We start from the raw sequence: 13,906 nt of genomic DNA on the forward strand, positions 1-13,906 counted from the left end.
TCTTTTTTTGCCATTTGTGGCAGCAAAAAAAGGATGCCATTTCCATCGCTAACGCGGGCTTATTTAATAAGACCATGACTTCTAGCATGGACTATAGCCTCTTTACTAGAATTTACCAATAACACTGGAGTTTGCTTATAATGACTAAGTAAACTTTTTACCCGCTTGGTTTTCTTCTTATCATTAACACTTCTTAAATATACTGCTTTAATACGGTCAGGATAAGCATTTACAAGTTGTAGATAAATATCAGGATCATGCTCTCCACTATCACCTATTAGAATAATAGATAACTTAGGATACGTCTTTAAAATATTTTCAATCTCTAACTGTTTTTCAGGCTTACTATCAGGCGTTTTCTTTTTAAAAATAGTACTAAAACCCCTCAATAAAATTGGGCCTTTAGGAAAATTATTAGTTCTTAAAAAAAACTCTAAATAACGGTATAAATTCCATGGACTATGGCTTACGTAAAAAATAGGATTCGCCTTTTTATTAGTAGGCCCTTTATGCAATTTATGGTAAAAATCTGCTGCACCTTCTAACGGAATTCTATTTTGAGCATGTTTAAAAAATGTATTATACAACACACGCCATTTTAAAACAGACACCACACCAGTGTGCAAAATAGTATCATCAATATCGCTAATAACACCAAAGTCAGAATCCTGATTAGGTATCAACAACTCTGCTCGGAATCTATTCTGGCTTTGTATTGTTCGTTTTAAAGACGCATCATCATAAGACACCTCAAAATTTAACCAACCTTCCGTGTTTATAAAATCACCAAAATCAGAAATAGCTTCATCTATTTTATAATAGCCATCCTTATCCGTTTCAGTGTAAAATACTTGATTATTAGGAAGTGTAATTTTAAGTCTTGTATGTTTTATTTCGTCGGTTTCAAATCGTTTCCACGTATTCAAAACAAGATTAAACATACTTTTTTGGTCTAAGTCAATAGTTTCGTCTTCCAACGCACGACCGCGATGGTACAAATGGCTGGGCGTACCATAACTCAAAAACGAAATAATTTGTAAGGGATCTTTCTTAAACCAACTCATTACTCAAATATAGCATAAAAAAAACCTGCTAATGTTATTAGCAGGCGTAAAATTTATAATTTTAATACAGTTAGCCCTTTTTGACATTTACCGATTTAATAATTTTCTTATCCGCCTCAATACGTGCATTATTATCGGCTTCAAACGCTTTTATTTTAGTTTCGACGTCAGTCTTAACACCCTTAAAGGTTTCCGTTTTAACAACCGTTGCTCCATTAACCACAATAGTATATGTTATAACAGCTTCAGCCACATTACTGTCTGCAACCATTTGTTTTTCAATAGTAACGTCTTCCGCATGCGCTACACCTGTATCAGCATGACCACCTAAAATTGGTGCAATCACCAACCCAATTAAACACGTTAGTTTTATTAAAATATTCATCGAAGGTCCAGACGTATCTTTAAACGGATCACCAACTGTATCTCCAGTAACAGCAGCTTTATGTGCATCACTTCCTTTATAAGTCATTTCTCCATTAATCTCTACACCAGCCTCAAAAGACTTTTTTGCATTATCCCAAGCACCACCAGCATTGTTTTGAAAAATAGCCCATAAAACACCGCTAACAGTAACACCTGCCATATAACCTCCTAACATTTCGGCAACAGCCAAATGATGCATTCCAAAAAGCAATGGCACAAAAGCTATCACCAACGGAAATCCAATAGTTAATAACCCCGGTAACATCATTTCTTTTAAAGACGCTTTAGTAGATATAGCCACACATTTATCATATTCTGGCTTTCCAGTACCTTCCATAATACCAGGGATTTCTATAAATTGGCGTCGTACTTCTTCTACCATTTCCATAGCTGCTTTACCAACCGCATTCATGGCTAAAGCCGAAAACACAACAGGCACCATTCCTCCAACAAATAACATTGCTAAAACCGGTGCTTTAAAAATATTTATACCGTCAATTCCTGTAAACGTTACATAAGCAGCAAACAACGCTAACGATGTTAATGCTGCGGATGCGATAGCAAACCCTTTTCCTGTTGCAGCTGTTGTGTTACCGACCGAGTCTAATATGTCTGTACGCTCTCTTACAATTGGATCTTGCTCACTCATTTCTGCAATACCTCCGGCATTATCAGATATTGGACCAAAAGCATCAATTGCTAATTGCATAGCTGTTGTAGCCATCATAGCAGAGGCAGCTAAAGCAACACCATAAAATCCTGCTAATGCATAAGACGACCAAATGGCTGCTGCAAATAATAATACCGATGGAAATGTAGAAATCATTCCCGTAGCTAAACCTGCAATTATATTTGTTCCTGCTCCAGTACTTGATTGCTGTACAATTTTTAAAATCGGCTTTTTGCCTAATCCTGTATAATACTCCGTTACAGATGATATTACCGCACCAACAAATAGCCCAACTAATGTCGCATAAAATACACGCATAGAGGACACTTCTATAGTACCTTCTCCAAAAAAGTTCATTTGCATAGTTTCTGGTAACATCCAAGTTACTAATCCATAACAAGCTGCTGCTACTAATGCAATAGATACCCAATTACCACGATTTAAAGCGCCCATTACTTCGGACTCCTTAGCCTCATTACTATTTATTTTAACTAATAAAGTTCCTATAATAGAAATAATAATTCCGACACCAGCAATAGACATTGGTAATAAAATTGGTCCAATACCTCCAAAAGCATCATCTATATTTCCTCCCATATCTTTAATCACATAATTACCCAATACCATTGCTGCTAGTACTGTTGCAACATAAGATCCAAATAAATCAGCTCCCATACCTGCTACATCTCCAACATTGTCACCAACATTATCTGCAATAGTTGCTGGATTACGAGGATCATCTTCTGGTATACCAGCTTCTACCTTACCAACTAAATCAGCACCAACATCGGCTGCTTTAGTATAAATACCGCCACCAACACGAGCAAACAAAGCAATTGACTCTGCACCTAAAGAAAACCCTGCTAAAGTCTCTAATACAAGCGTCATATCATCTGTATTGGTCCAGCCATCTGGCATAAATACAAATTTGTAAAATATTATAAAAAAGGCAGTCAACCCTAAAACAGCTAATCCTGCAACACCAAGTCCCATTACTGTACCGCCTCCAAAAGATATTTTTAAAGCATTTGGTAGACTTGTTTTTGCTGCCTGAGTTGTTCTAACGTTAGTTTTGGTTGCGATCTTCATACCTATATTTCCCGCAAAAGCAGAAAAAATAGCCCCGCAGATAAAAGCAATTACTATTAAATAACTAGTAGTGGGTACAAAATACGCAACTACAGCAAGTAAGACACTTACTATAACCACAAAAATTGAAAGCAATCTATACTCGGCATTTAAAAAAGCTAAAGCCCCTTGGTAGATGTGATCCGAAATCTCTTTCATCTTGCCATCTCCGGCATCTTGCTTCATTACCCAAGATTGTTTAATAATCATGTAAATTAAGCCCAAAATTGCCATAGCAATAGGCATATATATCATCATTGATTCCATATAAGTTTGTTTATTAGGTTGTTAAGTATTGCTAAAGTAACAAATCAAACAGAAACAAAAATATTAAAATGATAATTTTTTAACATTAAAATTATATTATCAATAATTTAAAAACCAATTAAACATCAAAAACATGAAATAAATTGACTTTATATTATCAGATTACTAATACAAATACTTGTACAAAACAAAAACCCCTTTTACTTTGCAGTAAAAGGGGTTTAATATTTTGGATAAATTTACGTCTTAGATAGTAAAATTACCATTTGTCTTATGCTCGCTATTCTCATAACGCTCAACACATTTATTTAAAATCTCATAGGCTTCTTTTGCATCACCCCATGCTCCGATATCTACTTTTTTCATTTCTAAGTCCTTATATACTTGAAAAAAGTGAGTGATTTCTTTAACTCTGTGAGGATTTAAATCGTCAATATCGTTGTAGCTATTCCAAATTGGATCTGTAGTTGGTACACAAATAATTTTTTCGTCTGGTCCTTTTTCATCAGCCATGTGGAATACACCAATTGGCTTAACCTCCATTACACAACCTGGAAAAGTTGGCTCAGTTCCCATAACTAAAACATCTAATGGATCACCATCTAATGCTAATGTTTCTGGAATAAAACCGTAATCTCCTGGATACATCATTGAAGAAAATAACATACGGTCAAAACGGATTTTATTTAATTCAAAATCGTATTCGTATTTATTTCTGCTTCCTTTTGGTATCTCTATTAATACATCAAATGTTAATTTTCCTCCTGGACTCATATTCTTTATTTTTAGTTTCCGTCAAGCGGAATTTAAATATTAATTTTTACTTTTTCGGGATGCGAAAGTACGAGATTATTTAGGTATTGGCAAGAGAAACGTTTTGATTTTTGCCAACAACACTATTTTTATCCTATTTTCAATTTAGACTAAGTCAAAAACAACCAGTTATATAGGCTTTAAAACCCACAGTTCTACTTCTTCTAAAGCACGCCAATGTTGATCTCTTTTTGTTTTATCAGAAGCCAATTTAACTTTACGTTTTAAACATTTTTCTAACTCAAAGCGTCCACCTTCTGCTAATTCCTTTTCTATAGGGTGTGCTTTAGTTACTTCTGTTATCTGAGCCAGGTTTGAAAACAATAAGACTAACTTACCGTCTGGCAATAAACGTTGTTTTGCACTTTCAAAAAAGTCAGGAAACAAACTTTCGTTATAATATATAGCTTCGTCTAACCTATTTAAACGACTAGACGTTGGTAACCACGGTGGGTTAAAAACAATCAGCTCCGTTTGCTTTTCATGTGTTCCAAAAAGATTAGCGTATTCCAACGTAATTTTTCTAGACAACTTGGTATCCTTAATAGATTCGTTTAATCCAAAAATAGCATTAGGATTAGTATCCGTACCATGTACTTTTTGAAAACCGTGTTTTACCATTTGCAGTGATAACACACCACTTCCAATTCCCACATCAATTGCGGATTTTTTTGGTCCTTCATAACGCTTTAACCAATTGTCAAATAAAATTAAATGATCATAACGCGTTGGAAAGTACGTCCCAAAATAAGGATGTATTTTATTACGTAACACAGGAATGTTTACACCATTTTCATACCATTGCCATGCACTGTTAAGTCCTTGGACTTGTACAAAAGGCAATAAAAAACGACTAGCTTCTGGATATAATTTTTCTAACCAACCAATAGCTGGTGCTTTTTTGACTGCTAATTTATAATCAACAATTTCGATCAAAATTAAGCTAGACAATTTTTTATATTGCGCTCTGTATTCGCGTTGCTCTTTAAAAGACTTATTAGGCAACTTTTTATGTAAGTAAACTTTTAACTCCTTTAATAGTGTTAATCCATTACTATAAAATGCTGTTATTAATACAGGATGACCAGCTTCTAATGTTTTTATTGTTAATCTAACATCTGTTCCTTTACTAAATAACATTAACTGTTTATCTGAAACAATTATTTCTGGCTTATTTAGAGTTAACTCTGACATGCCATTTACTTCTGCTTTTGATACAGCCATATATATTTTAAATTGAAACGTTTTGCAAACTACAACAGCACGCAAGACGTAAGATTGAAATCAATAATTTACTATTTGGTTTTTAGAAGTAGAAACCAAAACTACCGGTAATACCAAATTTTCTAGCATCTGGATTAGTTACTGGATCCAAATAGTTACCTCTAAAATTAAAGTCTATTCTAAAGACTTTAAAAATATTACCTACACCAACGCTATACTCATAATACGCTTCAGTCTTTGGTGCTCTATAAACTAAACCTGACGCATTAATATCTCTATTTTCCTGAGAAACATCTCCAATAACGCCTCTTGCTCCAACAATAGCTCTTAAATTATACTTTTTAAGAAATGGAATACGAGAAAATAAACGTCCGTTAAAGTTATGCTCAATATGCAATGTTGCATATTCATCCGTAACAAACTCGTAAAAATCTAAGTTTGAAAACGTATTATATATTGAAAAATAACTTTGATTACCTGGCACAACGCTAAGTAATCCTAATGGCACTTCCCCAAATGTTTTTCCTGCTTCAATAGTAGTATATAAACGACCATAACCTCCTAAAGCCCATGGTTGGGTGTAAGAAAATTGTAATCTTGTATAATCAAAATCACTATTTAAAACACTTTTATCTCCAACAGTTACTTGAGCAAATAGCCTTGCAAAATCATCGTTTTTAGTACGACGCTCTACTCCATACCCTGTCATTTCACGTTTTGGAAAATAAGACATAGAAAAGGCTGTTTCGTATTGCTTAACTTCAGATTTAGTTGCTGTTTGTGTGGCATCTGTAAAATAATCTAAACTAAATGTTTGAGAGGCAGATTCCAAAGTTCTATAACTTCCGCTTAAGCGAGTAATTACATTTCTAAAAGGCTCAGCTTCGATAGATAATGTACTTAAATTTAAGTTAGTTAATTTATCATTTGTCCCTGTCCCAACTACGGAGCTACTGGCTAAACTTCGCCCTAAAACATCAGTACTAGTGGTTAAACTAGCTCCAATTTGCTCCACATCACGACGGTTACCTCCAGAGATAATTAAACGACTACGCTTATCAAGTAACCATTTACCTGATAGACCATATTTAAACTTATTATCTCTAAACCCGTAGGCTGTAAATCCTTCAATACGCCATAAATCGTTTTGCCCAAAATAAGTACGTCCGCCTGCTCTTAACCTTACTCCTTCCACTTCATTATAACCAAATGTTGAAAAGATCGGACCATAATCTAAATTAAGCTGAGGAAACTCTACATAACCCGAAGCTAGTATACTTCCTAAGTTATATAGGCGTTTAAATTTTTGAGTGTTTTTTAAAGAGTCCAACATGACGTATACGCCTTTTTCGTCCTTACTTAAGGTTTCCATTCGGTTTTGGTCCCAAAAACTATCGTTTTGATTATAGATATCTTCATCAAAACTGAATACTTTTTCTTTATAAAACTTAGTGTCTTTTTCTTGATCAAACTTATAGTTATCGTACAATGTAGTACGCTTACCATAAATACCTTTTGATTTTTCTTTTTTATTAAAAGCAAAATCACTCATAAAGTAATCACGCTTTATTAAAAACACCGAGTCGTTTAAGACCTCAAACTCTTGTTCTATATAAATTTCTTTTACCCAGTTTATGTTGGCACTTTTAGAAGCCTGCATATTAATTTCCTTAATTGCAAAGGTGGTATCTGCAACCCAAAAATCGCCTTTAAAAGTTAATTCGTTTTTACGTCTTGGATAATAAATAATATTATAACACCATTTATTATCTATATAACTACTATCTGCTAATACGTAGTTATAGGTCTGAATTCCTGTTCTGGAAATTGGACTAGTAAAACTTTTATCAAAAAACTTAAGGTAATTATCATACACATCGTATTCTGAATATAAGTCATCCACAAAGTCAATAATAATTTGATTATTACTAAACCCTGAGTTTTTATTTCCTTTTAAAATATCACGCTTTGCCTTGGTTATATTATCTCCATAGACCTCGCTAGACGACTCGTTAATAAACATTGGTAAATACGTTTTACCTGTAACTTTAGACGTATCCACTTGATCAAAAACAAACTCCATACCTCTAAACAGTTTACTTTCCATTAAGGTGCTGTCCACTGTATTAAGGTCAAACTCTACTTTCTCGTACTTATCATACTGGTATTGTTTGTACTTTTTTAAACCGTTACTACGTTTATTAGCCCAGATTTTTCTAAGAATATCAATTGCTGGGTTATTTTTTTTAGACTGCTTACCTGATACAATAAAGACTTCGTCAAGTGCAGCAACTTCTTCTTTTAGAATAAACTTTAAATCGTAATTAACTTTTTTCTCAAGCTTAATTTCTTGTGTTTCAAAACTAATAAAAGAGACTACAATGGTATCCCATGTGTTTTCGTCTTCAAGATAAAAACGACCTTCCTCATTGGTAATAACACCAACAGACGATCCTTTAAAAACGACATTTGCAAAAGATATTGGCTGATCAAACTCGTCAAAAACAACACCACTGACCTTAGTTTGTGCGATTGCAAAAAGACTTCCGAAGATAAAAAAGAGGCAAAAAAGTTTACTATTCATATTTAGGCATTTAATACAAAAAGCTTCATCAACAATCGTGCTAATGAAGCTTTTAATAAATAGAAAATACTATTTTTTTATTTATACATTACTTTTTTAACAGCAGTAATAACATCTGTATGGTCCGGTAACCATTCTGCTAATAATACTGGAGAGTAAGGTGCAGGTGTATCTGCAGTGTTTATTTTTATAATTGGAGCATCTAAATAATCAAATGCTTCACTTTGTACCAAATAAGTAATTTCAGTCGCAACGTTTCCAAATGGCCATGCTTCTTCTAAAATTATTAAGCGGTTTGTTTTCTTTACAGATTTAACAATGGCTTCTCTATCCATTGGACGTACTGTACGTAAATCGATAATCTCACAAGAAATACCATCTTTAGCTAATTGCTCTGCTGCGATGTAAGCCTCTTTAATAATCTTACCAAAAGATACGATTGTTACATCTGTACCTTCTCTTTTTATCTCAGCAACTCCTAATGGGATTGTGTATTCTCCTTCTGGCACTTCTCCTTTATCACCATACATTTGCTCACTTTCCATGAAGATCACAGGATCGTTATCACGAATTGCAGATTTTAATAAACCTTTAGCATCATACGGATTTGAAGGTACTACTACCTTTAGACCTGGTGTATTTGCAAACCAGTTTTCAAAAGCCTGAGAGTGTGTTGCACCTAATTGTCCTGCACTTCCTGTAGGACCTCTAAATACAATAGGACAATTAAATTGTCCACCAGACATTTGTCTAATTTTAGCAGCGTTATTTATAATTTGATCAATACCAACTAACGAAAAGTTAAACGTCATGTATTCTACAATTGGTCTGTTACCTGTCATGGTAGAACCTATAGCAATACCAGCAAATCCAAGCTCGGCAATCGGTGTATCAATAACACGTTTTGCACCAAACTCATCTAACATCCCTTTTGATGCTTTATATGCACCATTATATTCTGCTACTTCTTCTCCCATTAAGTAAATGCTTTCATCTCTGCGCATTTCTTCACTCATGGCTTCACATATAGCTTCTCTAAATTGAATTGTCTTCATCTAAATAATAATTTGAAAAGCAAAAATAACAATAAATGAAAAACTTTTAACTACAGAATTATTTAAAATTTACTATGCACGCATAGTATTTTTTCGAAATAAAATAATTATCTTCGTGTCCGTAAGATTTAAGCGGATTTTTAAAGACTTAAATTTATCAAAAATTAAATAAAAGTTAGACAAACTATATCGTTATAGTTGATTGCATCTAACGTAACAGAACTCATAAAACAAAAATAATATGAAAATTTTAGTGTGTATTAGTCATGTACCAGATACGACATCAAAAATTAATTTTACAGATGGAGATTCAAAATTTGACACAACTGGAGTACAATTTGTAATTAATCCAAACGACGAATTTGGTTTAACACGTGCTATGTGGTTTAAAGAAAAACAAGGTGCATCTGTAGATGTTATAAATGTTGGAGGACCAGAAACTGAACCTACTTTACGTAAAGCTTTAGCTATTGGTGCAGATACTGCCATTAGAGTTAATACGGAAGCTAAAGATGGGTACCAAGTTGCTAAAGAAATTGCTAACGTAGTAAAAGAAGGTGGTTACGACTTAGTAATTGCTGGTCGTGAGTCTATTGATTATAACGGTGGAATGGTACCTGGTATGATCGCAGAAATGATTGACGCAAATTTTGTAACAAACTGTATTAGCTTAGATGTGGATGGCACAACTGCTAAAGCTGTAAGAGAAATTGATGGTGGTAAAGAAACGGTTGCTACTGCATTACCTTTAGTTATTGGTGGTCAAAAAGGTTTAGTTGAAGAAAGTGATTTACGTATCCCAAACATGAGAGGGATTATGATGGCAAGAAAAAAACCATTAACTGTTGTTGAACCAGTTGGCGCGTCTGTTGAAACGTCTTCTGTTAAATTTGAAAAACCTACTCCAAAAGGTGCGGTAACTTTAGTTGCTGCTGATAATTTAGATGAGTTAGTTAACTTACTTCACAACGAAGCTAAAGTAATATAAATCCAATATTAAAATTCCGTATTCCAAGAAATCAAACTTTGGAATATAGCTTTGGAGTTTTAATTTTTAAAATAAAAAATTATGTCAGTTTTAGTATATACAGAATCAGAAAACGGAGCCTTTAAAAAAACAGCTCTAGAAGTAGCATCTTATGCAAAAGCAGTTGCCGACCAAATGGGAACAACTGTAACAGCTGTAACAGTTAATGCAAATGATGTTTCAGAATTAGGACAATACGGAGTAGATAAGGTATTAAAAATATCAGATGCTTCTTTAAACAACTTTAATGCAAAATCTTATGCTTCTGCAATTGCACAAGCAGCAAAAAACGAAGATGCTAAAGTTGTAATAGTAAGTCAAAGTGCAGATAGCAAGTATTTAGCACCTATATTATCAGTAGCTTTAGAAGCTGGTTACGCCTCTAATGTTATGGAAGCGCCATCATCTACCGCTCCTTTTACAGTAAAGCGTACAGCATTTACAAACAAAGCGTTTAATTTAACTACAATTGATACAGATGTAAAAATTGTTGGTGTTTCTAATAACTCTTTTGGATTAGTAGAAAAAAGTGCTAGCGCTGCTGCGGAAGATTTTGCACCAAGCTTACCTGCTACAGGAGTAACTGTAGAGTCTGTAGATAAAGCAACAGACAAAGTAACTATTGCTGATGCTGAAATAGTAGTATCTGCAGGACGTGGAATGAAAGGACCAGAAAACTGGGGAATGATTGAAGAGTTAGCAGATGTTTTAGGAGCAGCAACAGCATGTTCTAAACCCGTATCTGACTTAGGATGGAGACCACACAGTGAGCACGTTGGACAAACAGGAAAACCAGTAGCATCAAACTTATATATTGCAATCGGAATCTCTGGTGCAATACAACATTTAGCAGGTATTAATGCCTCTAAAGTAAAAGTGGTTATTAACACAGATCCAGAAGCACCTTTCTTTAAAGCAGCAGATTATGGAGTTGTTGGAGATGCTTTTGAAGTGGTACCACAATTAATAGAAAAGTTAAAAGCATTTAAGGCAGCAAACGCCTAAGTTTTTATAAAATTAAGTTCTTATTAACAAAGGACTGTTTAAATTATGTACAAAAACTACTTATCGTAGTTTGGTAAAGTCCTAATTTAAACGGTTCTTTGTTTTTTATACACTATGAGTTTAGTCCGATTAAATATAAAAGGTATTTCTTACAGCCAAACACAAAATGGTGCGTATGCACTTATTTTAAACGAAGTTGATGGCGATCGTAAATTACCAATTGTTATTGGTGCTTTTGAAGCGCAGTCTATTGCTATAGCATTAGAAAAAGAAATTAGACCACCAAGACCACTCACCCACGACCTATTTAAAAACTTTGCAGATCGTTTTGATATTGTGGTTAAACAAGTTATTATTCATAAATTAGTAGATGGTGTATTTTACTCCTCTTTAATTTGCGAGCGCGATAAAATCGAAGAAATTATTGATGCTAGAACTAGCGATGCTATTGCATTAGCCTTACGTTTTAAAGCGCCAATTTTTACATATAAAAACATACTGGACAAAGCCGGAATATACCTAAAGGTTGACCCTACACAAGAAAATGATCCAGATAACATCCTTGTTGAAGATATAATAAACGAAGAGTTTGAATTAGAAGACGAACAAGACGATTATTTTTCTAAAACAACAGAAGAACTACACAACCTTTTAGACGAAGCTGTAACTAATGAAGATTACGAAAAAGCAGCTAAAATCAGAGATGAAATCTCTAAACGATAATCCCTTTACAATGAAATATTTTTTTATAACAGTTATTTCTGTTTTTTTTAGTTTACATACTATTTCAGCTCAAGAACAACTAAAAGAAACAACAACCCTAGATTCATTGAATCTTAGCACAGGATCAATAATAACAACTGAAAATCTTCAAAACGTAAAAAAAGACCATAAATTACAAGCTTGGCAGTTAACGAGTCATGTTATTTATGAAAACTTAAATAAATTTCCAGATAAAATACAATCAAATATTACTTTCACAAAAGGTAAAGAGTTTATCGAGTTTTTTGATAGTGGAGACTATATATCAATATTAAATAATAGCTTTAATAAGGGATATTATTTACAAAATAATAAACTTCTTGTTTTTAAACAAAAAGTACCAACTACGGTTGACGTTTATTATACTATTTTAGAAATCTCTGAAACCGATTTAAAATTAAAAAAAGGAGACAACGAAGTACTAACATTTGTTTCCAAAACACATCCAAACTTTTTACAACAAATCACTAGTCAAGATACTATAATAAAAAGTACAGGATACACTTTTACTAGTATTTGGAAGGGTATCTTAGGGATGTTCTCTCTGATAGCTGTCGCTTTTTTATTTAGTAGCAACCGAAGAGGTATAAATTGGAAAGTTGTTGGTATTGGTTTAACCTTTCAACTATTAATCGCTGTTTGCGTTTTAAAAATAGGTTTTGTAAAAGACATCTTTGAAGCTATAGGAAAAGTCTTTGTTAATATATTAGATTTTACAAGAGCAGGAAGCGAGTTTCTATTTGGTGGTGTTATTGACATCAATTCTTATGGTTTTATTTTCGCCTTTCAAGTACTTCCAACTATTCTGTTTTTCTCTGCTTTAACGTCTCTTTTATTCTACTTAGGGGTAATTCAAAAAGTGGTTAAAGCTATGGCTTGGTTATTATCTAAAGCGCTTAAAATTTCTGGAGCAGAAAGTTTAAGTGTTGCAGGAAATATCTTTTTAGGACAAACCGAAGCACCTCTTCTAATAAAGGCTTATCTCGAGAAAATGAATAAGTCAGAAATGCTTTTAGTTATGATTGGAGGTATGGCAACAGTAGCAGGAGCTGTACTAGCTGCTTACATAGGTTTCTTAGGTGGTGATGATGAAGCTTTAAGATTATTTTACGCAAAACACTTATTAGCAGCTTCTGTTATGGCAGCTCCGGGTGCTATCGTAATTTCAAAAATACTTTTTCCACAAACTGAAGATGTCAATACAGATGTAGAGGTGTCGCAAGATAAAATAGGATCTAATATTTTAGATGCTATAGCAAATGGAACAACTGAAGGTTTAAAATTAGCGGTTAACGTTGGTGCAATGCTATTAGTATTCGTTGCATTTATAGCTATGTTTAACGGTATTTTAGGGTGGGTAGGAGCAGTTACATCTTTAAACACTTGGATTGCAGAAAACACAGCATATAGCGCACTATCTCTTGAATTAATTCTTGGTTACATGTTCGCTCCTTTAATGTGGCTAATTGGTGTAGCTTATGAAGATATGGCGCTTATGGGGCAACTATTAGGTATAAAATTAGCAGCAAGTGAATTTATTGGATATATCCAACTAGCAGATTTAAAAAACGCAGCCAATTCAACACATTTAATGTACGAAAAATCGATAATTATGGCAACTTATATGCTTTGTGGTTTTGCTAACTTTGCCTCTATTGGAATTCAAATTGGAGGTATTGGGTCTTTAGCGCCAGGACAACGTAAAACTTTGTCTAAATTCGGGATGAAAGCACTACTTGGAGGTACTATAGCATCACTAATATCTGCAACTATTGCAGGTATGATTATTGGATAATAATCACTAGAATTTCAGATATTTTATTTTAACAAAAAAATACTTAAAAGCTCATATTAAACAAATAATATGAGCTTTTAAATTTT

The 13,906-nt window shown here is 33.6% G+C and carries 10 protein-coding genes; 4 read left to right on the plus strand and 6 right to left on the minus strand.

All coding sequences use genetic code 11. The features are described from left to right. Positions 1–59 precede the first annotated feature (59 nt). The 6 genes from CXF54_RS14005 to CXF54_RS14030 form a co-directional block, all read right to left on the minus strand. Positions 60–1,064, minus strand: coding sequence for an App1 family protein (locus CXF54_RS14005; RefSeq protein ID WP_090837718.1), 1,005 nt, complete (start codon positions 1,062–1,064; stop codon positions 60–62). A gap of 70 nt (positions 1,065–1,134) precedes the next feature. Beyond that, complete coding sequence (locus CXF54_RS14010; RefSeq protein ID WP_101203989.1) at positions 1,135–3,555, minus strand: sodium-translocating pyrophosphatase; 2,421 nt, start codon at positions 3,553–3,555, stop codon at positions 1,135–1,137. A 246-nt stretch (positions 3,556–3,801) separates the two neighbouring features. Then, positions 3,802–4,329, minus strand: coding sequence for an inorganic diphosphatase (locus tag CXF54_RS14015; RefSeq protein ID WP_101203990.1), 528 nt, complete (start codon positions 4,327–4,329; stop codon positions 3,802–3,804). A gap of 168 nt (positions 4,330–4,497) precedes the next feature. Beyond that, complete coding sequence (locus CXF54_RS14020) at positions 4,498–5,592, minus strand: methyltransferase (RefSeq protein WP_317042594.1); 1,095 nt, start codon at positions 5,590–5,592, stop codon at positions 4,498–4,500. 82 nt (positions 5,593–5,674) lie between these two features. After that, positions 5,675–8,176, minus strand: coding sequence for a DUF5686 family protein (locus tag CXF54_RS14025; RefSeq protein WP_101203991.1), 2,502 nt, complete (start codon positions 8,174–8,176; stop codon positions 5,675–5,677). Between the two features lie 77 nt (positions 8,177–8,253). Continuing rightward, positions 8,254–9,231 (minus strand): pyruvate dehydrogenase complex E1 component subunit beta, encoded by a 978-nt coding sequence (locus tag CXF54_RS14030; protein WP_090837726.1) that lies wholly within the window; start codon positions 9,229–9,231, stop codon positions 8,254–8,256. A gap of 241 nt (positions 9,232–9,472) precedes the next feature. On the opposite strand from CXF54_RS14030, the gene CXF54_RS14035 reads away from it, so the two are divergent. From CXF54_RS14035 to CXF54_RS14050, 4 genes are all read left to right on the plus strand, one after another. Next, positions 9,473–10,219: an electron transfer flavoprotein subunit beta/FixA family protein gene (locus CXF54_RS14035; RefSeq protein WP_101203992.1), complete on the plus strand. Its 747-nt coding sequence runs from the start codon at positions 9,473–9,475 to the stop codon at positions 10,217–10,219. Between the two features lie 81 nt (positions 10,220–10,300). Then, entirely contained in the window at positions 10,301–11,263 is a 963-nt protein-coding gene (locus CXF54_RS14040) for an electron transfer flavoprotein subunit alpha/FixB family protein (protein ID WP_101203993.1), read from the plus strand. 114 nt (positions 11,264–11,377) lie between these two features. Then, positions 11,378–11,986, plus strand: coding sequence for a bifunctional nuclease family protein (locus tag CXF54_RS14045; protein ID WP_090837732.1), 609 nt, complete (start codon positions 11,378–11,380; stop codon positions 11,984–11,986). 502 nt (positions 11,987–12,488) lie between these two features. Then, positions 12,489–13,820, plus strand: a complete 1,332-nt coding sequence (locus tag CXF54_RS14050) for a NupC/NupG family nucleoside CNT transporter (RefSeq protein ID WP_232782625.1) — start codon at positions 12,489–12,491, stop codon at positions 13,818–13,820. The last annotated feature ends 86 nt before the right edge of the window (positions 13,821–13,906 follow it).

The organism is Olleya sp. 1-3, from assembly GCF_002836085.1.
In the GTDB taxonomy this organism is placed as follows: Bacteria; Bacteroidota; Bacteroidia; order Flavobacteriales; family Flavobacteriaceae; genus Olleya; species Olleya namhaensis.